This window comes from Ensifer meliloti, assembly GCF_030064585.1.
Classification (GTDB): Bacteria; Pseudomonadota; Alphaproteobacteria; order Rhizobiales; family Rhizobiaceae; genus Sinorhizobium; species Sinorhizobium meliloti.
The window spans coordinates 316,070-334,625 of sequence record NZ_CP120364.1; the positions used below are offsets into that span (position 1 = coordinate 316,070).

Consider the following 18,556-nt stretch of genomic DNA (forward strand, 5'->3'; position numbering starts at 1 on the left):
TGCCCCTTCTCCCCGTCAAGACGACGTCAAAACGGGGAGAAGGTCGCGGCAGCGGGATGAGGGGCGGCTCGCGACGGAGACGGCGCATTCGAGCGCCTCGTTTCGGCTTCCACCCGCACGCCCGTTTCCGCATCGAAGATATGCAATTGCTTCGGGTCTATCGCCAGACCGATAAGCTCCCCGCCGGATGCAGCGGAGCGTCCCGTCTCCACGACCATGAGTTCCGGCTGGGTCGCGGAGGTAATGTAGGTGGCCGAGCCGGTCGACTCCACGACGCCGACGGGAATATCGAATGCACCCTGCCCGGCGCCGACGATGCGGATGTGTTCCGGCCGAATGCCCACCGTGACCGATGCCCCCGGCCGAACCGGGTCGATGAGCGAGAACCTCGCCCTTGTGGCCCCGAGGTCGAGAGCCAAGTGGCTGCCGTCCGCCTCCACGACCGCCGGAATGAAGTTCATCGCCGGCGAGCCGATGAAACCTGCAACAAAGCGATTGGCCGGTCTGTCGTAGAGATCGAGCGGGCGGCCCTGCTGCTCGATGACACCGTCGCGCATGACGACGACATGATCCGCCATGGTCATTGCCTCGATCTGATCGTGGGTCACATAGACGGAGGTCGCCCCCAGCCGGTCATGCAGCGCCCGGATCTCCTTGCGCATATGCACGCGCAGCGCCGCATCGAGATTAGACAAGGGCTCGTCGAAGAGGAATGCCTTGGGATGACGGATGATGGCGCGGCTCATCGCAACCCGCTGGCGTTGCCCGCCGGAGAGTTCGCGAGGATAGCGCTTCATGAGGTGGGAAAGACCGGTGGTCGTCGCCACTTCGGCCGCCGCCTTCAGCGCCTCCGCCTTTTTGACGCCGCGTATGCGCAGGCTGTAGGTCAGATTCTCCTCCACCGTCATATGGGGGTAGAGCGCATAGGACTGGAAGACCATTGCGACGTCGCGCTTGCGCGGCGGAACGTCGTTCATCCGCGCCCCGGCGATCTTCATCTCGCCGGCCGAAATCTTCTCGAGCCCGGCCAGAGACCGCAGGAGCGTGGACTTGCCGCAGCCGGAAGGGCCGACAAGGGCAACGAAGGTCCCCTCCTCTATCGCGAGATCGATGTCCTTGAGTGCGTGGTAGGAACCGTAGAATTTGTTGACGCCGTTGAGCTCGATCTGAAGGGTCATTTGAGGGCTCCTGAAGTGAGGCCGGAAACGATGCGGCGCTGCAAGAGGATGAAAGCGGCAAGGATGGGCGTCACATAGATCGTGGCATAGGCCATGATATTGTTCCATTCATTGGTATTCGGCCCCATGAAGGTGTTGAGGCCGACACTTGCGGGCTGCAGTTCGACGGCCTGGATCATCGATTTCGAATAGACGAATTCGCCGAAGGCCTGCATGAAGATCAGGATCGCGCTCACGAGAATGCCGTTCCGGGCGAGCGGCAGCACGATGTTGAAGAAGGCGCCGATGCGCGAATTGCCGTCGACGAGCGCTGCCTCTTCGAGCTCCATCGGCACGCTCATGAAGGTCGCGCGGACGAGGACCACGAAGAAGGGCATGCTTTTGGCAGCGATCGCCAGGATCACGGCAAGACGCGGCGTATCGAGGAGGCCCACTTGCGAGAAGCCGACGAAAATTGGCGTCACCATCAGCGAAGCGGGTAACACCTGAAGCATCAGGATGAGAAACAGGCCGATGTCCACCCAAACGTTGCGATAGCGCGCGAGCACATAGGCGCAACCGACGCCGAGCACGGCGATCAGCGCCACCGAGCCGAAAGCGATGACGAGCGAATTCCAGAGATACCGCGCCATGTTGCGGCTCTCCCAGACGAAGGCGTAGATGCTCCATTGCGGCTCGCTCGGCCAGAATTTCGGCGGGGTCGCAAACATCGCCGACCCGGTCTTCAGGGCGGTGATGTACATCCAGTAGAGCGGGAAGAGATAGATGGCCGCGAGCACGAGCGCGACAGCCAGCATCAACCGATTGCGGAAAGTGTCGCTCATCCTCTGACCTCATGGCGCGTTGAGCGGACATAGACGACGGAGGCGAACATCACGAAGACGATCATGATCACCGAGATCGTCGCGCCCTTGGCGAAATCATACTGGCGGAAGGAAAGGTCCCAGGCCCAGTATTGCGTGACATTGGAGGTATTGTTCGGCCCTCCGGACGTGATGGCGGCGAAGAGATCGAATTGCTGCAAAGTGAAGATGAGCCCGAGCGCGACAATGGCACCGATCGTCGAGCGCATCATCGGCAGAGTGATCGTCCAGAAGCGCTGGAACGCATTGGCACCGTCGAGCTCGGCCGCCTCGTAGAGGTCCTTCGGAATACCTGACAGGCCGACCGAAAGCATGATCATGTTGAATGACGTGCCGAGCCAGATATTGGCGATGATCACGGCCCAGAGCGAATAGTTCGGGTCCGAACGCCAGAAGATGTTGGCGGAAATCACGCCTGCTTCCCGCAGCAGAAAATTGAGGACGCCGAAATCACCCGAGAGAATCCAGTTCCAGATGGCGCCGACCACGAGGCCCGGCATGACCCAGGAGACGAGGAAGAGGCCGCGCAGCCACGACGCACCGGGGAAATCGACCCAGAAGAACAGCGCGAGACCGAAGCCTATGAGGAACTGCCCGGCGATCGAGGCGGTCACGAAGATGGCCGTGTTGAGGAGAATGGGCCAGGTTTCGGGTTGAGCGAAAAGGTCGATATAATTCTTGAAGCCCACGAACGGCCGCGAAAAGCTGCCGAGGCTGAACATGTCGACTTCCTGGAAGCTCATCACGACATTGTAGACAAGCGGCAGTCCGGAGAGGACGAACAGGAATGCTAGCGGCAAGCTCACAAGGCCGATATCGAAGCCCCTGCCATCCCTTATGCTCGATAGAATTCTTTTCATTGGCGATCACCTGTCCCTTGGCCGAGTCTTGCGCGGCCTATGCAGCGGCGACCCCGGCCGAAGCCGGGGATCGCCTCTCTCGGGAGAAAATCCTGGGCGGATCGTCGCTACAATCCACCAGTGAATTCCATTTGCCGTTTAGATCATTCCAGGAAAAGCGCTTGCGGGCTCAGCCGAGAACCGCCTTTATCTTCTCGGCCGCCTGGTCGAGCGCTTCCTTGGAACTCATCTGCCCGGTAAGCGCTGCCTGGATGGCGTCCTGAATAGCTTTGGAGATCTTCGGCCATGCGGGATGAGGGCCGCGGGGCTTCGCATATTTCAGCTGTTCCACGAAGACCTGGAGTGCCGCGTCCTTTTTCGGCTCGCCGGTCGCCAGGATGGCGATGTCGGAGCGCGGCGGCAGTTGCCCGAAGTCCTTGAACATCCGGTCGTCCTGCGAAACGAAATATTCGAGGACCTTGAAGGCTTCTTCCGGATGCTCGGTATTCGCGAAGACCGCCCAGTTGAAATCGCCCATGGCCGAAGAGCGTTCCGCGCCGACTTCCGGTACGGGCAGCAGCGCTACGCCCCAATCGAACTTCGCTTCCTCGAGCATACGATCGATTTCCCAGGGACCGGAGATCGCCATGGCCGCGTTGCCGGAATTGAAGGTACCGGTGGCGTCCCATTGGCTGCGTGTCAGCGTATCCGGCGAGGCGAGTTTCTCGTCGATGATCGTTTTCCAGACGTCGAGCGCCTTGACCGCGCCCTCGGCGTTGATGTTGTCGTAACCGCCGCCGGCCATCTGCGCCCAGGGGAGGAACTGGAATGTCCCCTCCTCGTTGGCTTTGGCTGAGAAGGTGATGCCGTAGACGTTCTGAGCCGGGTCGGTCAGCTTGCGCGCCGCCTCGACGAGTTCGTCCCAGGTTTGCGGAGGCTTGTTCGGGTCCAGGCCCTTGGCCTTGAACATGTCCTTGTTGTAGTAAAGGGCGATCGTGTTGGTCGCCTTGGGGACGCCGTAATATTTCCCGTCCCAGGTCACGGAGGCGAGTGGCCCCTTGAAGTAGTTCTCCGGCTTGACGACCGAGGACTTCGCGATCATCTCGCTCAGATCGAGAAATGCACCGCGGGACGCAAAGAGCGCGTGTTCGGGATTGTCGACAGCGATGATGTCCGGCGCCTGCCCCGTCGAATAGGCTCGCATCGCTTCGCTGACCACGTCGTCGAACTGGATCTGCCGATATTCCACTTTAATACCGGTGTTCAGCTTGTTGAAATCTTCTATCAAGTTTGGTGCCGGCTGGATGTCCCGGTCCAGCGACCAGACACTAATCGTTACATCCTCGGCGCTCGCCGAAAAGGTCGGCAAGGAAACACTGGCAAGGGCGAATGCGCCCAGCATTGCATATTTACGGATACCCATGGACTCCTCCTCTTTCGGGTTTTTCCGAGGGCCGGCGCCCCCCGTGCCGGCCGTCGGGCATGTCTCAGGCCGGATCGGCGACGAAGTCGCCGCCGCGGCAGCCTTTCAGGTAATTCAGAGCGTGCACCTGGCCCGTCATTTCCAGCGCATCGCGATATACCGGGTCATGCCAGCCTTCGATGTCGATCGAACCGGACCAGCCGGCGAGCCGGAGTTCCGAGATGATGTCGGTCCAATTGCTGTCGCCGAACCCGGGCGTGCGCATGAAGACGAACTTTTCCTTGCCGAAGATGCCGTGCTCGCGGATGACGTCCCAGCGGATCGTCGCGTCCTTGCCGTGCACATGGAAGATCTTGTGCGCCCATTTGCGAATCTGCGGCAGCGGATCGATCAGATAGACCATCTGGTGGCAAGGCTCCCACTCCAGGCCGATGTTGTCGTCCGGCGTCTCGTTGAAGATGAGTTCCCAGGCGTCCGGATTGTGAGCGATGTTCCAGTCGCCGGTCGCCCAGTTGCCGTCCATTGCGCAGTTCTCAAAGGCGATCTTTACGCCCTTATCGGCCGCGCGCTGGGCGAGCTCGCGCCAGATCTTGCGGTAGCGCGGCAGGCTGTCGGTCAGCGGCCGGCTGCGGATGCGTCCTGTAAAGCCGGCGACGCATGTCGCGCCGAAATGATGGGCGTTGTCGATGCAGTCCTTCCAGCCCTGCAGGCTCTGGAGGTCGATGTCGGTCTCCTCCAGCGGATTGCCGAACATGCCGAGCGTCGAGATCGTGATGTCGCGGTCGCCGATTGCCTCACGGCAGTGCTTGCCGAGCTCAGCAAGATCCTGCCCGTTGGTGGTCTGCCAGAAGAAGGGTTCGAAGCTTTCGAAACCCAGATCGGCGATCTCGCCTATGCGCTTCGCGGCTTCGCCCTTTGTGGCGCTGACCATGGTGCCGACGCGGATGGATTTGGCTGGATTGCTCATCAGATGCCTCACTTCAGATTGTCACGCGTTGCCGGGTGCGGGCGCTTTCGATCGCCGCAAAGACCATGGCAAGGCTGTTGATATTGTCGTCGCCCGCCGTTTCCGGCTTGGTCCCGGAGCGGACCGCAGCGACGAAATCGGCGATGACGCTGGCATGCCCGTGCGTTTCAAGCGGATCGGCTGCTTCGGGAACTTCGACCGGTACGAGCGGACGGAAGAAGCCCTCGCTGCCGGCGACACGGTTCGCGCTCAGCGCCTCGGCGCCGTCCCAGAGCAGCGTGCCCTTGGTGCCGATAATCCGCCACTCGCTCTCCCAGCTCGTATTGGCGCCTTCGGCACACCAAGAACCGCGATAGGTGAAGGTCACATCGTCGGAAAGCTCGAATATCGCGGTGGCGGCCGCGCCGTGCGCGTACCAGGAGCCCTGCGGGTTTTCTTCGTGGCAATACACGGCGAGCGGTGTCTTATCGGCGATGAACCGGGCGGCATCGAAGGTGTGGATCGCCATGTCGAGAAGCAGCACATGCTCCATCTCTTCGCGAAAGCCGCCAAAATGCGCGCCGATGAAGAAGTCGCAGTGGATGCCCGTCAGATCTCCTATCGCGCCGCTTTCGATGAACCGGCGTATGCGGCGTATGCCGGAGATGAAGCGGCGGTTCTGCACGATTGCATGGATCCTGCCCGCATTTCTGGCGAGTTCGATCAGCTCGATGGCGGCCTCGAGCGAGGCCGCCATCGGCTTCTCGCTCAGCACGTGACAGCCGTGCCTGAGCGCGGTGGCGACCACGTCGCGGCGCGCAGCAGGTACGACGATGTCGAAAAGGATGTCGGGTGCCGTTTCCGTCAACACCGCATCGAAGTCTGAACCGACAACGGCGCCTTCGATGTCGAATTCCGCCGCGAGCGCACGAGCCGCTTCGGGATTCACGTCGACGAGCCCGACGATCCGGATTGCCGACTGGAGTTCGCGGTCCGCGGCGATCGCCTTGAGCCAACCTTTGGCCATAGCTCCGCACCCGCACAGAACTGCGCGCAAAATCACCATTCTCCTCCCACAAACCTGCGTTTCCGGCTTGTTTCGGCCACCGTAAACGTTTACGGAACTATGCGGACTTTCCGAAACATGTCAATAGGGATTCGGAAAGCTCGGTCGATGTCAGGGAAATTGCGGGCTGCTTATGGCCGCCTGCCCGGTTCAATTTCACAGTATAACGGGCGCGTCGATTGCGGGTCGGTGTGACCGGGTTGACCGGTAATCAGAGAGGAAAAGCGCTTCGCATGAAGGGAATTCGGCGCCTGGCGCAGCATCTCGATATTTCGATCGGAACCGTTTCGCGTGCACTGAACGGCCGCCCCGACGTCAATGAGGAGACGCGCAGGCGTGTCCTGGAGGCGGCTGAAAGGCTCGGTTATGTGGCGAACCAGTCCGGCCGCAGCCTGAGGCAGGGCACCACCAACATCATCGGCTTCATGATGCAGACCGGAACGGAGATCACCGGTCAGGGCGACACGTTCTTCATGAGCGTCTTCGACGGCGTGCAGGCAGTTTTCGCCAGGCACAAGCTCGACCTTGTCGCCCTGCTCTGCTCGTCCGAGGAAGATCCCACCGATTACCTGCGCCGCGTCGTCGCGCGCGGTTTTGCCGACGGATTGATCCTTTCGGCAACCCGGCGCCACGATCCGCGCATAGAGTTTCTGGCCGAACGCAATATCCCCTTCGTAACGCTCGGCCGAAGCCTGACGGATGCCGGCCGCCCCTGGCTCGACCTCGATTTCGAGGGGATGGCGCAGATCGCCATCGACCGTCTGGTTGCGCGCGGACATCGCCGCATCGCGGTCACCCGTCCGCACGACGATGCCAACCTCGGTTATGTCTTCGTCGACCGCTGCCGCGAGGCGCTTGCCGCGCATGGCCTTCCCCTGGAGGAAGAATTGATCTTCCGATCGACGCCGAACGAGACCGGCGGCTATCAGATCGCGCGCGAACTCCTGGCCCTCAAGGACCGGCCGACGGCTGCCCTGCTCGTCAATGAGACGATCGCCATCGGGTTCTACCAGGGCCTCTCCGAAGCGGGCGTCAGGCCGGGCCGCGACATTGCGGTGATCGGGCGCTACAGCCCGCATGCACACTTTCTCTCGCCGCCGCTCACCTGCTTCCGCCTGTCGCTGCGCGACCTCGGCATAGCGCTTGCGGAAACGCTGCTGTCGACGATGCCTGCTTTCAAGGACCATTATCCGCAAGCGCTGGTAAACGCAGTCTGGCCGATGGAGCTGGTCGAGGGCGAAAGCGACGGCTTTCTCGTCAATGGGGACGAAAGTCGCGGCTGACATAAGCCCCGCCGGGGTGGATCATCTTACCGATCCGCAGGTTTGAAGCTTGCTGCATGATTCCTTAAATCGGAGCCGATTGCGCGCCAATGTCATGGAGCACGCAAAGTGCTAGGCGGGTTCTGCGCTTGGACGCACGGCCGCCGTAGCGAACCTGCCGGCTGCAGTCCGGATTGGTGACTGCTCCTGAAAGGAGACCCCATGCGCGGATTTCTCTTCCTACTCGCCGGGCTGTCCGCAACGACGGCCTTTGCCCACGACGCTCCAAGCGGTTGGCAGTATCCGAGCGCCTGCTGTTCAACAATGGATTGCCGCAAGGTCGCGCAGACCGCGATCAGCGAGCGACCGCAAGGCTATATCGTCAGAGCTACTGGCGAAGTCCTCCCCTATGCCGACAGCAGGGTTCGAATGTCGCCGGACGGCGAGTACCACTGGTGCTCTGCGGCGGGCAAAGCCTATGGGAAGACGATCTGCCTGTTTGTACCCCCAAGAGCTTATTGAATAATCGACGCGTCGAGGAACGCACTTCTCGTCATGCGGGTCTAGCACCGCGCCCCGATCGGAGCGCGGTACGATGGCGGCCGGCTTCAGCGGGCGTCCGCCGATCCGGGGTCGCTCTCGAGCGTCGACAGTATCTGGTATGCGGCTTTCACGCGGGCAGGAATCGGGTAATTCCTGTTCGCCAGCATCACGACGCCGATGCGCTCGGCCGGGACGAAGGCTACATAGGCGCCGAAACCGTTGGTCGAGCCGGTCTTGTTGATCCACACGTTTTCCTGGGGCGCCGCGGGCGGAACGAGCTTGCTCACCTTGTGCGGCTCGAGCGCCATCCGACTGGAATTGCCGCCAAGCAGATCGTCGAGCTTCGTCGGATAGGGATACATCTCCCAGCCGAGCCCCTGCGTCATGGCGCCGACCTCGAAGTATCCGGTGTGCGTTGCGGCGATCGCGCGCCGGATCCGCTCGTCCAGGCCCGTTCCATCGATGTTTGCCTCAACGAAGCGGATCAGATCGGCAGCGGTCGTCTTTACGCCATAGGCTTCCGAGTCGAGAACGCCGCGCGTGACGCGGATCGGCTTGCCGGCTTTCGAATAACCATAGGCATAGTCGTCCGCCCGGTCCTGCGGAACGGCTATGAAGGTGCTCGTCAGGCCGAATGCCGGGAATATGCTCTTCTCCATCAGATCGGCGAAAGGCTCGCCCATGCTCTTTGCGGCGAGATAGCCGAAGAGGCCGATGCTCGGGTTCGAGTAGAGCCTGTGCGTCCCGGCGGCATAGGTCGGGCGCCAATCTCTGTAGTAGTCGATCATGCTCTCCTGGTCGGTAACGGAATCGGGAAACTGCAATGGCAGTCCGCCGGCGGTATAGGTCCCGAGATCGAGAAGGCTGATGTCGTCGAAACGGGTCCCGGCGAGCGCGGGCAGATATTTGCCGGCAGGATCGGACAGGGCCAGATCCCCACGCGCTGCGGCATAGGATGCGAGCGTCGCCGTGAAGGTCTTGCTGATCGAGCCGATCTCGAACATCGTTTCGTCGGTGACCTTCTGCCCGCTCTCTCTCGACGCCAGGCCATAATTGAAGATGTACTTCTTTCCGCGGACGGTGACCGCGATCGCCATTCCCGGAACGCCATGCTCCTTCATCAGCGGCCGGATCGTCTCATCCACTACGCGTGCAAGCTCTCCTTGCTCGCCTCGGTCGGCGGCGTGCGCACCGGCTCCGCAGCAGAGCAAAACAGCCGCAGCCATTGCGAATTTCGTCGCGGAAAACTTTGTCATGACAGGTGTCTAGACCTCGTGTTCGTGTGGATCTCTGCCGCACGGCGGATGCGGCCGTCCATCAGCCCGGATGCGCCGGAGCTACGGCGCGTGCCCGGCGCATAGGAACCGGAAGAGGCAAACGGACGAGACATGCATATGAGCCCTGTGCGCATTTCACAAACGACAAGATCTTGCGCGAGCCATTAGAAGAACTTGGGCATCGCACTGCATCCGTCACCTCCGGACCTGGCTTGTAGAGGCCACGAACACGGCGCTACCTGAGCCCGACACCGGAAACCTAGAAATAGATCGTCATGTCGATGTCCTGGTCGAAATCGCCGAAACCCTTGCCGAAGATGTTGAGCCCTCCGGGGTTCTCCGCCTTCTCGTCGATGCCGATCCGGAACCGTATCGAATGATGATCCGGTATGCCGAGGGAATTTATCGTCTGACTCGACACCATCGCGCCGTCGATCCATGTACCGCGGTCGTCGATGGTCCAGGTCTTGAGCTTGCCGTATTGCGAGCCGCTGAGTTTCCACCAGGCCGGCGAATACATGCCCCGTCGGTCGCCGTAGTCGCCGGGCGACGTCCAGTAGCCGGCCTTGATGCCGTTGATCCAGATAGAGATGTCGGAGGGCCAGTTGGCGTTCGTGGCCGGCGTCTCGGAGCTCAGTTCGGCGGAGAACTCGATCTTGCGGACCGTCCGTCCCGTGACCTTGGCATTGTTCGGAAACTTGTATTCGACATAGCCGCGCGTGAACCAGAGCAGTGCGGCCTGCATGCGCTGCGGATCGAGAAAGACTTCCTGGACGTCGAGCATGCCGATGACGTTGTTGACCGAACAGAGTCCGCAGGGCGCTTCCACCTCGAATTCGGTGAAAAGGCCGATCGGCATGCTGACGGTCACGACGTCGTCTGAAAGATTGGTGCGGTCGTCGAAGCGGATGAGGATCTCGCCGTAGATGCTGGAACAGATCTTCTGATTCCCCTTGGTCGCCTTCATCGTATGCGTCTGGATGAGGCCGGCCCTCTCGAGCGACTTGAGGTTGGTTGCCGTCGTCGATTGCGGCAGGCCCATATGGGTCGCGATCTCGTTGACGTTCAGAGGCCCCTTCAGGCGCAGAAGGTTGAGGATCTCGATGCGCGTTGCCGAGCCCAAGGCCTGGACGACATCCGCATCCTTGATCGGGTCCACTGTAAGAAGCTTCGTCTCCATACTCTGCTACTGCCGCTCCGGCTCAGGCGTGATCTGCGCTGTAACGCCCTTCCGCCAATTGTCGCATTGTTTCGTTTCACGAATTCCGATCCGAGGCCGCCGAGACCGCCGCGGATCGTCGGCTCAGCCCTTGATGCCGGACGACAGCATGAGCGCCTGCGTCACCCTCTTCTGGAAGAGCAGATAGGCGAGCGCGACCGGCATGGCCGCGAGAATGGCGACGGCCATGTCGCGTGCATATTTCACACCGAAGGCGTCGTCGACCTGTGTGATGCCGACGGTCACCGTCATCATCTCCTCCGAATTCGTGACGAGGAACGGCCAGAGGAAGGCGTTCCAGGCCATGATGTAGGTGATGATCGCCAGCGCCGTCGTGATCCCCCAGTTGAGCGGAAGATAAAGCCGGAACAGGATCTGGAAATCGCCGCAGCCGTCGAGCTTTGCCGCCTCGCGCAGTTCCTTCGGCACGGAATCGAAGAACTGCTTGTAGACGATCACGACCACCGGGACGATGAGCTGAGGCAAGATGATGCCGCCCCAGCTGTTGATCAGGCCGAAGCGGTACATCAGCACGAATTGCGAAACGACGAGCGCCTGGGATGGAACCATGAAGCTCGCGAGAATGATCCCGTAAAGGAGCCGCCTTCCAGGAAAGACGATCTGCGACAGCGCATAGGCGCACATGACGCTGATCAGGATCACGACCACGGTGACCGTGATCGAGGTGACGAGCGAGTTCACGTACCAGGTTGCGAGATTGGTCTCGAACAGGGCGAAATAATAGGCCGAGAAGTTGAAGACGTCGGGGATGAAGGTCGTCTTGCTGATAACCTCCTGTTCCGGCTTCATCGACGTCACCGCCGCCCAATAGAGGGGAAAGGCCCACATGCAGGCGACGCACAGGGTAAGAAGCAGAAGAAGGATATTGCCGATGGATTTCCGTTGCATCGCTCAGCGCCCCCTCACGCGCAGAAGCTGGTACTGAAGCACCGATACGGTCACGATGATCAGGAACAGGAAGACCGCCACAGCCGAGCCGAGCCCGCCGTGGTTGAGGCGGAACGCCTCGCGATAGACGAGCTGAAGCAGGACGTAGGTCGAGTTGAAGGGACCGCCTTCCGTCATCAGATAGACCTGATCGAAAATCTTGAGCTGCAGGATGAGTTGCAGTGTCAGGACGAGCGCGGTGACCGGCCAGATCAGCGGCCATGTGATGCGCCTGAAGCATTGCCAGCGCGTCGCGCCGTCGAGCATTGCCGCCTCGTAATAGTCGGTCGGAATATTGCGCAGGCCCGCTATGAAAAGCAGAAGATTGAACCCGTTGGTCCACCAGATGGTGACGAGGGCCACCATGGGCATTGCCCATAAGGGGTCGCGAAAGACACTGATGCGCCTGCCGGTGACGAATTCGATGACATGTTGCGCAATCCCGAACTGCTGGTCGAGTACCCACTCCCAGATCTGCGTGACGACCGAGACCGGCAGGATATAGGGCAGGAAGAACAGCACCAGGATGAGGCTCTGCAGCCAGCCTTTGAGGCGTACGACCATCAGCGCCAGACCGAGACCGATCAGCGTGTTGGGTATGACGGTGAGCACGACGAAATAGCCGGTGTTCCACACCGATGTGAAGAACAGTTTCTGGTTGAGCAGCTTCAGATAATTGTCGAAGCCGACCCACTCGCCTTCGCCGACCAGCGGTGCGTTGGTAAAGCTCAAGGCGAACATCTTACAGACGGGATAGGCGAAGACCGTCAGATAGGTGATCACGAACGGTGTGATCATCAGAACCGCGGTCAGCGTCTTGCTCCGTCTCTCGCTCGTCATCACCGAAATAGTCCTCCCGTGCCGAATTTACGAACCACCGGCCGGCAACGGTGGCCGGCCGGTTCATTGATCTACGCGTTACATCTGGCTCTTCAGTTCTTCACGCATCTGCTCGATGGCATCCGCCGGATCGAGCTGGCCATTCAAGGCAGGCACGATGAAATTCTGCGTCGCCTCGTAGATCGGTCCGCCAACGCCTGCCAGCGGCGAGACAGGATCGAAAACCGCGGTGTCGGCGAGCTTGACGTAGGTCGAATTCGGCTGCATGGCCTTGAATTCGGCGCTTTCGGTTACTGGTTTGTAGGCCGGAATGTGGCCAGCGCCGGCCCAGGAGATGCTGTGTTCGTTCATCCAGGCAATGATCTGGAGAACGGCTTTCAGCTTCTCCGGCGAGATCGGTTTTTCTTCGCTGTTCGGAACGGCAAAGGCATGGGAGTCCGCCCAGGTCGCAGGCTGTCCCATCAGAACCGGGATTTGGATAGCGCCCCATTCGAAGCCGAGATTGTTGTTCTTCTCGAGATCCACCATCGTCGGCACTTCCCAAACGCCGTTGATGTGCATGGCCGCCTTGCCGGAGGTGAAGAGAGCGATCGAAGCCTCATAGGATATGAGCTGCGGCGAATAGCCGGACGAAACCCAGTTGGCCATCGATGTCAGCGCCTTGACGCCGGCCTCCCCCGGCAGGATCTCCTCGCCTTCGATGAACTTGGCGCCCTGTTGGGAAAGGAGCGTGTAGAATACCCGCCACATCGAGCCGCCTTCGTCGGTGTGGAGCGAAAGCGGATATTGGACCTTGCCGGTCGCCTTGATCTTTTCGAGGGCGGCGTTGAAGTTGTCGAGGCCGTCCAGGCCCTTCGGCAGGCCGTCGTCCCCGAGCAGGCCCGCCTCCTTCAGGATGTTCTTGTTATAGTAGAGGACAACCGAATGGACATCGAAGGGAACGCCATAGGTCTTGCCGTCGCCAGAAGCCGAGTTCCAGCTCGCTTCGACATAGTTTTCCTTCTTGATGCCTGCTGCCTCGAGTTCCTCAGGTGCCAGCGGCCGCAGAACGCCCGAGGGAATGGCAAGCGGGAAGCGTGACAGATGATAGGTCATGATGTCGGGCTGCTGGCCGACGGCGGCCGCCGTCTGAACCTTGCTGTAGAAGGGCACGCCCCATTCGAGCGTGGTCGCGTTGATGCGGATGTCGGGGTGCGTGTCGTTGAACTCCTTGATGAGCGCCTTCATGCGGACGCCGTCGCCGCCGCTGAGGAAGTCCCACCAGGTAATGTCCGTCTGTGCATGGGCAACTGCCGAAGGCAGGACCGCCAGCGCAGCCGCAAGGGCAAATTTCAGTAGCTTCTTCACGTCTCTCTCCTCCTGTTTTGAAGTTCAATCCATCGGCTTTTGCCGCATTGCTCCTCGCCCGGATGTCCTCCCCATCCGAAACCGCTTTCAACGGAGCCGCTCGCCGCTTCCCTCGAAGGCGAACACCTCCTCGGGTGCCAAGGTCAGGCGGACCGCCTGCTTGGGTTGCGGCCGCTCCTCGCCGCGGCACTCGATGGTCATCTCCTCGCCCGTCGTCGTGAGGGCATGCAGGTAGCCGGTCCCGCCGAGTTCCTCGATGAACTCGGCCGTCACGTCCAGGCCAACGCCGCCTTCCCGTTCGCCGAGCGTGATGTGCTCCGGCCTCACCCCGACGAAAATCTCTTCGCCCACGGCGAGACCCGCCCGTGCCGGAATTTCGAACGGAACCCCGGGGGCGTCGTGGAGCTCGATCGTGAGCCTGTCGCCGCTGCCGGGAACGACCCGGGCCTTCAGGAAATTCATCCCCGGCGATCCGATGAAGCCCGCTACGAACATGTTGTCCGGATTTCGATAAAGCTCGAGGGGCGCACCCGTTTGTTGAACCACGCCTGCCTTCAGCACGACGATCCTGTCCGCCAGCGTCATCGCCTCGACCTGATCGTGGGTGACATAGACCATCGTCGCCCCGATCTGGCGGTGCAGCCGGGCGATCTCCATGCGCATCTTGACCCTGAGCTCGGCATCGAGGTTCGAAAGCGGCTCGTCGAAAAGGAAGACCCGCGGCTCCCGCACGATTGCGCGCCCGATTGCGACCCTCTGACGCTGGCCGCCCGAAAGCTGGCTCGGCTTGCTGTCCAGATAGTCCGAGAGCCGAAGGATTTCCGCGGCTGCCTTGACCTTCTGCTCGATCTCCGCCTTCGGCCGGCGGGCGCTGGAAAGGCTGAACGCCATGTTGTCGAATACGGAGAGGTGCGGATAGAGCGCATAGGACTGGAAGACCATGGCGACGCCGCGCTTCGATGGCTCCTTGTGGGTGACGTCCTCGGCATCGATCCTGATTTCGCCGCCGGTCGTCTCCTCCAGCCCCGCGATCATGCGCAACAGTGTCGACTTCCCGCAGCCCGAGGGCCCGACGAAGACAGCGAATTCGCCCTACCCTATTTCGATATCGACACCATGGATCACCTTCACGGCGCCGAACGACTTGCTGACGCCGGTCAATTTGATTCCGGACATTGAACCTCCCCGATAGTGAATTGTGGCCCGGGCGTCACCCGGCCGCCCGGGCCTGAAAGGCTTATGCAGAAGCGACGGACAAGAGGACGAAGTGGTAGGAGCGCGGCGGCAGCGAGCCGACCAGCGTCCCCGTATCGTCTATGGCGAGTTCCTTGCCGGCCTTGGGAACGATGCGGTTCTGATCCTCGACCGAGTTACGCGCCTTCAGGTCGTCGCCCGCGAGCATCTGGTGCTCGACGATCTTCGCTCCCTTGAAGCCCTGAAGATCGACGGTGAGGCCGAGCGGCTCGTCGAGGCTGCGGTTGATCGCGAAGACGGCGATCGACTTGCCGTCCTCGTGCAGCACCGCCGACAGGTCGAGGTAGGGCACGTCCTGAGCCACCTCGCAATCGTAGGTGGGGCCGGACTGCGCCACGGTGAGCGCGGTGCCGCGGCCGTATTTTGAGGCATATTGAAGCGGATAGTAGATCGACTGCCGCCAGGCGGGACCGCCGGCCTTGGTGAGGATCGGCGCGATGACATTGACGAGCTGTGCCATGCAGGCGATCTTGACGCGGTCCGATCTCCGGATGAAGACGTTCAGCAGAGAGCCGACGAAGATCGCATCCTCGAGATTGTAGAGCTCTTCCAGCAGCGGCGGCGCTTCCGGCCAGTCCCAGCTGGCAATCCGCTCGCCGTCCTCCTTGCGGTCGTGATACCAGACGTTCCACTCGTCGAAGCAGATCTTGACGTCGCGCTTCGAACGCTTCTTCGCCTTGATGTAGTCGATCACGCCGCCGATCGTCACGATGTACCGGTCCAGTTCGATCGCCTTGGCATAGTAATTGAGGGTGTCCTGCTCCTCGTTGCCGAAATATTTGTGCAGCGAGATGTAGTCGACGCTGTCGTAGCTCGCCTCGAGAACCGTCGCCTCCCATTCCGGGTAGGTCTTCATCTTGTCGTTCGAGGAGCCGCAGACGACGGTTTCCAGCGTCTTGTCGAAATATTTGAAGGCCTTGCTTACCTCATTGGCGAGATGGCCGTATTCGGCCGCACTCTTGTGACCGACCTGCCAAGGTCCGTCCATCTCGTTACCGAGGCACCAGATGCGCACATTGTGCGGCTCCTTGTAGCCATGCTTTGCGCGCAGATCGCTCCAATAGGTGCCGCCGGGATGATTGCAGTATTCGAGGAAGTTGCGAGCGTCGTCGAGACCGCGCGAACCGAGATTCATCGCCAGCATCATCTCGGTGCCCGCGAGCTTCGCCCAATCGGCGAACTCGTTGACCCCGACCTGGTTGGTTTCGCGCGTGCGCCAGGCGAGATCGAGGCGCACCGGACGCTCCTCGCGCGGCCCGATCCCGTCCTCCCAGCGGTAAGCGGAAACGAAGTTGCCGCCGGGATAGCGGACGATCGGCATATCGAGATCGCGCACCATATCCAAAACATCTGTTCGAAAGCCGTCCTTATCCGCGTTTTCGTGGCCGGGCTCATAGATCCCCGTATAAACGGCACGGCCCATGTGCTCCAGGAACGAGCCGTAGACCCGCTTGTCGACGGACGAGATTGTATATTCCCGATTAAGGGTAGCCTTCGCTCGCATGATGTTTCCTCATTTACTGAAGTCGATTTTGGATGAAGCTAATTGTATGATTTTTTATTTCAAGAGTTTTGTTTTATATCAAAATTCCCGATACACATGGTGCAGCTCGCGCTTTTTTCGGTTTTAGCGTGCCGGAATCCGGAAGTGCACGGCGTTTCGCCGAGGCCTGCGGAACGATCCACCGGCCAACCGATTAGACGGCTAAGGGCACCTGCGATTGTGTGGCGCTGCCGCAACTGTCATGATGGTACGGCGCATCCTCAGCGCGCCTGAGAACTGGACGGAGCATATCGCTCATGGCTTGGTCCTTCAGCATCGGAACGATTGCCGGCACGGCAATTCGCGTGCACGTGACCTTCGCGCTGCTTCTGATCTGGATATGGCTGATGCACTACCGGATCGGCGGGACACCGGCTGCGATGGAGGGGATTGCTTTCATCGTCGCCGTCTTCGTCTGCGTCGTGCTCCACGAGTTCGGCCACATCGCCGCGGCGCGGCGTTTCGGGATCAAGACGCCGGACATAACGCTGCTGCCGATCGGCGGCGTCGCCAGACTCGAGCGCATGCCGGAAGAGCCCGGTCAGGAATTCGTGATCGCCATCGCCGGCCCTCTGGTCAATGTGGCGATTGCCGCGGTGCTCATCGCCATCCTCGGCAGCTCGGCGGGCATGGAGCAGATAGCGGGCGTCGAAGACCCCCAGAGCGGATTTCTGGCAAGGCTCGCCGGCGTCAATGTTTTCCTCGTGCTCTTCAATATGATTCCCGCCTTCCCGATGGACGGCGGCCGCGTGTTGCGGGCCGCACTCGCCTCGCGGCTCACCTGGTCGCGTGCGACCCAGATCGCCGCAACGATCGGCCAGGGCCTTGCCTTCGTCTTCGGCTTCGTCGGCCTGTTCTACAATCCTCTGCTTATCTTCATCGCCATCTTCGTCTATCTGGCCGCAACGGCGGAAGCCCAGAACGCCCAGATCCGCGAGATCTCCGGCAGCGTGATGATCTCAGATGTGATGATCACCGAATTCGCGACCCTCGACCGCTCGGCGACCATCGACGACGCCATCGACACGCTGCTTGCCACCACGCAACGCGAATTTCCGGTGGTCGATGCCGCGGGCCACTTCGAGGGACTGCTGACGCGCGACGACATGATCCGCGCTCTGAAGGAGAAAGGCCCGTCGACACCGGTGGTCGCCGCGATGCGCCGCGGCCTACCGACGATCCATCATCGCAAACGCCTCGAGGAAAGCCTGCGGCTCATGCAGGAATCCCATTCGCCGGCCATCGCCGTCCTGGACGGCTCCAACCACCTCGTCGGGCTGATGACGCACGAAACGATCGGCGAGATGATGATGGTGCGTGCGGCCGCCCCGGGCCGCTTCCGGTTCGGCCACCTGCGGCAGACCGGAAGCCGAAGCTGAGCCCGAAGGTGGATGGAACCGAATCGACGCTCCGGAGTTCGGGCACAACCCTACGGCGCCGCGGGCCTTCGCAAGACACGCAAAGTCGAAGAACCTGCAGCAGACAAATCGGATCGGCTCAATGCTCGTGACGGTAGAAGTTCTCACGATCGTCCTGGTCGCGATAGCAACGGCATTGGCCCTTGCCCATGCGCTCGAATTGCCGGGCAAATTGCGATTGCCTAAGGAACAGTATCTGGCGATGCAGGCAATCTACTATCCGGGGTTCACCATCGGGGGCGCGGCAGAGCCGGCGGCGCTGCTTCTTACTGCCGCTCTCCTCTTTCTCATGCCGAGCGGGACCACGGCCTTCTGGCTGACAGTCGGCGCATTCGCCGGATTGCTGGCGATGCATGCCGCGTACTGGATCCTGACGCACCCGGTGAACAACTTCTGGCTCAAGGATACGCAACTGGGAAGAACGGGCGCCCGCTTTTTCGCTTTCGGCGCCCCTCGCGCTTCTGCTGCCGCGGACAAGGAGGACTGGACCGCCCTTCGGGACCGCTGGGAGCGGTCCCACGTCGTGCGGGCCGTTCTCGGCCTCGTAAGCCTCGTATTGCTCGCAACGGCGATAGCTCTCTGAGCACTGC

Annotated in this window: 16 protein-coding genes and 1 pseudogene; 4 read left to right on the forward strand and 13 right to left on the reverse strand. The window is 61.1% G+C overall.

Translation table 11 applies throughout. The features are described 5' to 3' along the window. Positions 1-26 precede the first annotated feature (26 nt). The 6 genes from PZL22_RS01360 to PZL22_RS01385 all read right to left on the reverse strand — a co-directional run bounded on the left by PZL22_RS01360 (position 27) and on the right by PZL22_RS01385 (position 6,276). Positions 27-1,178 (reverse strand): ABC transporter ATP-binding protein, encoded by a 1,152-nt coding sequence (locus tag PZL22_RS01360; RefSeq protein WP_004434579.1) that lies wholly within the window; start codon positions 1,176-1,178, stop codon positions 27-29. Then, positions 1,175-2,002 carry a carbohydrate ABC transporter permease gene (locus PZL22_RS01365; protein WP_004434577.1) on the reverse strand — a complete coding sequence of 276 codons (828 nt, stop codon included), beginning with the start codon at positions 2,000-2,002 and terminating at the stop codon, positions 1,175-1,177. The genes PZL22_RS01360 and PZL22_RS01365 overlap by 4 nt, the downstream gene beginning before the upstream one ends. Further along, complete coding sequence (locus tag PZL22_RS01370) at positions 1,999-2,901, reverse strand: carbohydrate ABC transporter permease (protein WP_284718413.1); 903 nt, start codon at positions 2,899-2,901, stop codon at positions 1,999-2,001. Before PZL22_RS01370 ends, PZL22_RS01365 begins: the two co-directional genes overlap by 4 nt. A gap of 169 nt (positions 2,902-3,070) precedes the next feature. Continuing rightward, the gene (locus PZL22_RS01375) at positions 3,071-4,303 is read right to left on the reverse strand and encodes an ABC transporter substrate-binding protein (RefSeq protein WP_284718414.1); all 1,233 of its coding nucleotides are present in this window, start codon (positions 4,301-4,303) and stop codon (positions 3,071-3,073) included. A 64-nt stretch (positions 4,304-4,367) separates the two neighbouring features. Then, complete coding sequence (locus PZL22_RS01380) at positions 4,368-5,270, reverse strand: sugar phosphate isomerase/epimerase family protein (RefSeq protein WP_004434557.1); 903 nt, start codon at positions 5,268-5,270, stop codon at positions 4,368-4,370. 13 nt (positions 5,271-5,283) lie between these two features. Continuing rightward, the gene (locus PZL22_RS01385; protein ID WP_004434554.1) at positions 5,284-6,276 is read right to left on the reverse strand and encodes a Gfo/Idh/MocA family protein; all 993 of its coding nucleotides are present in this window, start codon (positions 6,274-6,276) and stop codon (positions 5,284-5,286) included. 272 nt (positions 6,277-6,548) lie between these two features. Here PZL22_RS01385 and PZL22_RS01390 point away from each other — a divergent pair, with 272 nt between their 5' ends. Together PZL22_RS01390 and PZL22_RS01395 are read left to right on the forward strand one after the other, a co-directional pair. Then, a complete protein-coding gene (locus PZL22_RS01390) occupies positions 6,549-7,598 on the forward strand; it encodes a LacI family DNA-binding transcriptional regulator (RefSeq protein WP_004434552.1) in 1,050 nt (349 codons plus the stop codon). A 201-nt stretch (positions 7,599-7,799) separates the two neighbouring features. Further along, positions 7,800-8,099 carry a hypothetical protein gene (locus tag PZL22_RS01395; RefSeq protein ID WP_004434550.1) on the forward strand — a complete coding sequence of 100 codons (300 nt, stop codon included), beginning with the start codon at positions 7,800-7,802 and terminating at the stop codon, positions 8,097-8,099. 86 nt (positions 8,100-8,185) lie between these two features. Here the strand turns inward: PZL22_RS01395 and ampC are convergent, their stop codons facing one another. The 7 genes and pseudogenes from ampC to arfA all read right to left on the reverse strand — a co-directional run bounded on the left by ampC (position 8,186) and on the right by arfA (position 16,509). Beyond that, a complete protein-coding gene (gene ampC / locus PZL22_RS01400; protein WP_004434541.1) occupies positions 8,186-9,376 on the reverse strand; it encodes a class C beta-lactamase in 1,191 nt (396 codons plus the stop codon). A gap of 280 nt (positions 9,377-9,656) precedes the next feature. Beyond that, positions 9,657-10,577: an ArsR/SmtB family transcription factor gene (locus PZL22_RS01405; RefSeq protein WP_127516292.1), complete on the reverse strand. Its 921-nt coding sequence runs from the start codon at positions 10,575-10,577 to the stop codon at positions 9,657-9,659. Between the two features lie 123 nt (positions 10,578-10,700). Beyond that, positions 10,701-11,525, reverse strand: a complete 825-nt coding sequence (locus PZL22_RS01410; RefSeq protein WP_004434537.1) for a carbohydrate ABC transporter permease — start codon at positions 11,523-11,525, stop codon at positions 10,701-10,703. Positions 11,526-11,528: 3 nt separating this feature from the next. Continuing rightward, on the reverse strand, positions 11,529-12,404 hold the full coding sequence (locus PZL22_RS01415; RefSeq protein WP_004434532.1) for a carbohydrate ABC transporter permease: 876 nt from the start codon (positions 12,402-12,404) through the stop codon (positions 11,529-11,531). A 78-nt stretch (positions 12,405-12,482) separates the two neighbouring features. After that, on the reverse strand, positions 12,483-13,751 hold the full coding sequence (locus PZL22_RS01420; RefSeq protein ID WP_004434530.1) for an ABC transporter substrate-binding protein: 1,269 nt from the start codon (positions 13,749-13,751) through the stop codon (positions 12,483-12,485). A gap of 87 nt (positions 13,752-13,838) precedes the next feature. Further along, positions 13,839-14,927: pseudogene (locus PZL22_RS01425) on the reverse strand (ABC transporter ATP-binding protein). A 61-nt stretch (positions 14,928-14,988) separates the two neighbouring features. Then, entirely contained in the window at positions 14,989-16,509 is a 1,521-nt protein-coding gene (arfA, locus tag PZL22_RS01430; protein WP_017276449.1) for an arabinosylfuranosidase ArfA, read from the reverse strand. A 296-nt stretch (positions 16,510-16,805) separates the two neighbouring features. Between arfA and PZL22_RS01435 the strand changes: the two genes are divergently transcribed. Together PZL22_RS01435 and PZL22_RS01440 are read left to right on the forward strand one after the other, a co-directional pair. Beyond that, the gene (locus PZL22_RS01435) at positions 16,806-17,927 is read left to right on the forward strand and encodes a site-2 protease family protein (RefSeq protein WP_004434525.1); all 1,122 of its coding nucleotides are present in this window, start codon (positions 16,806-16,808) and stop codon (positions 17,925-17,927) included. 121 nt (positions 17,928-18,048) lie between these two features. Continuing rightward, the gene (locus tag PZL22_RS01440; RefSeq protein ID WP_004434522.1) at positions 18,049-18,549 is read left to right on the forward strand and encodes an anthrone oxygenase family protein; all 501 of its coding nucleotides are present in this window, start codon (positions 18,049-18,051) and stop codon (positions 18,547-18,549) included. Positions 18,550-18,556 lie beyond the last annotated feature (7 nt).

Bases quoted from the DNA above. Each gene is read 5' to 3' on its own strand.
- PZL22_RS01360 (WP_004434579.1), bottom strand. From the start codon at position 1,178: ATGACCCTTCAGATCGAGCTCAACGGCGTCAACAAATTCTACGGTTCC.
- PZL22_RS01365 (WP_004434577.1), bottom strand. From the start codon at position 2,002: ATGAGCGACACTTTCCGCAATCGGTTGATGCTGGCTGTCGCGCTCGTG.
- PZL22_RS01370 (WP_284718413.1), bottom strand. From the start codon at position 2,901: ATGAAAAGAATTCTATCGAGCATAAGGGATGGCAGGGGCTTCGATATC.
- PZL22_RS01375 (WP_284718414.1), bottom strand. From the start codon at position 4,303: ATGGGTATCCGTAAATATGCAATGCTGGGCGCATTCGCCCTTGCCAGT.
- PZL22_RS01380 (WP_004434557.1), bottom strand. From the start codon at position 5,270: ATGAGCAATCCAGCCAAATCCATCCGCGTCGGCACCATGGTCAGCGCC.
- PZL22_RS01385 (WP_004434554.1), bottom strand. From the start codon at position 6,276: ATGGCCAAAGGTTGGCTCAAGGCGATCGCCGCGGACCGCGAACTCCAG.
- PZL22_RS01390 (WP_004434552.1), top strand. From the start codon at position 6,549: ATGAAGGGAATTCGGCGCCTGGCGCAGCATCTCGATATTTCGATCGGA.
- PZL22_RS01395 (WP_004434550.1), top strand. From the start codon at position 7,800: ATGCGCGGATTTCTCTTCCTACTCGCCGGGCTGTCCGCAACGACGGCC.
- ampC (WP_004434541.1), bottom strand. From the start codon at position 9,376: ATGACAAAGTTTTCCGCGACGAAATTCGCAATGGCTGCGGCTGTTTTG.
- PZL22_RS01405 (WP_127516292.1), bottom strand. From the start codon at position 10,577: ATGGAGACGAAGCTTCTTACAGTGGACCCGATCAAGGATGCGGATGTC.
- PZL22_RS01410 (WP_004434537.1), bottom strand. From the start codon at position 11,525: ATGCAACGGAAATCCATCGGCAATATCCTTCTTCTGCTTCTTACCCTG.
- PZL22_RS01415 (WP_004434532.1), bottom strand. From the start codon at position 12,404: ATGACGAGCGAGAGACGGAGCAAGACGCTGACCGCGGTTCTGATGATC.
- arfA (WP_017276449.1), bottom strand. From the start codon at position 16,509: ATGCGAGCGAAGGCTACCCTTAATCGGGAATATACAATCTCGTCCGTC.
- PZL22_RS01435 (WP_004434525.1), top strand. From the start codon at position 16,806: ATGGCTTGGTCCTTCAGCATCGGAACGATTGCCGGCACGGCAATTCGC.
- PZL22_RS01440 (WP_004434522.1), top strand. From the start codon at position 18,049: ATGCTCGTGACGGTAGAAGTTCTCACGATCGTCCTGGTCGCGATAGCA.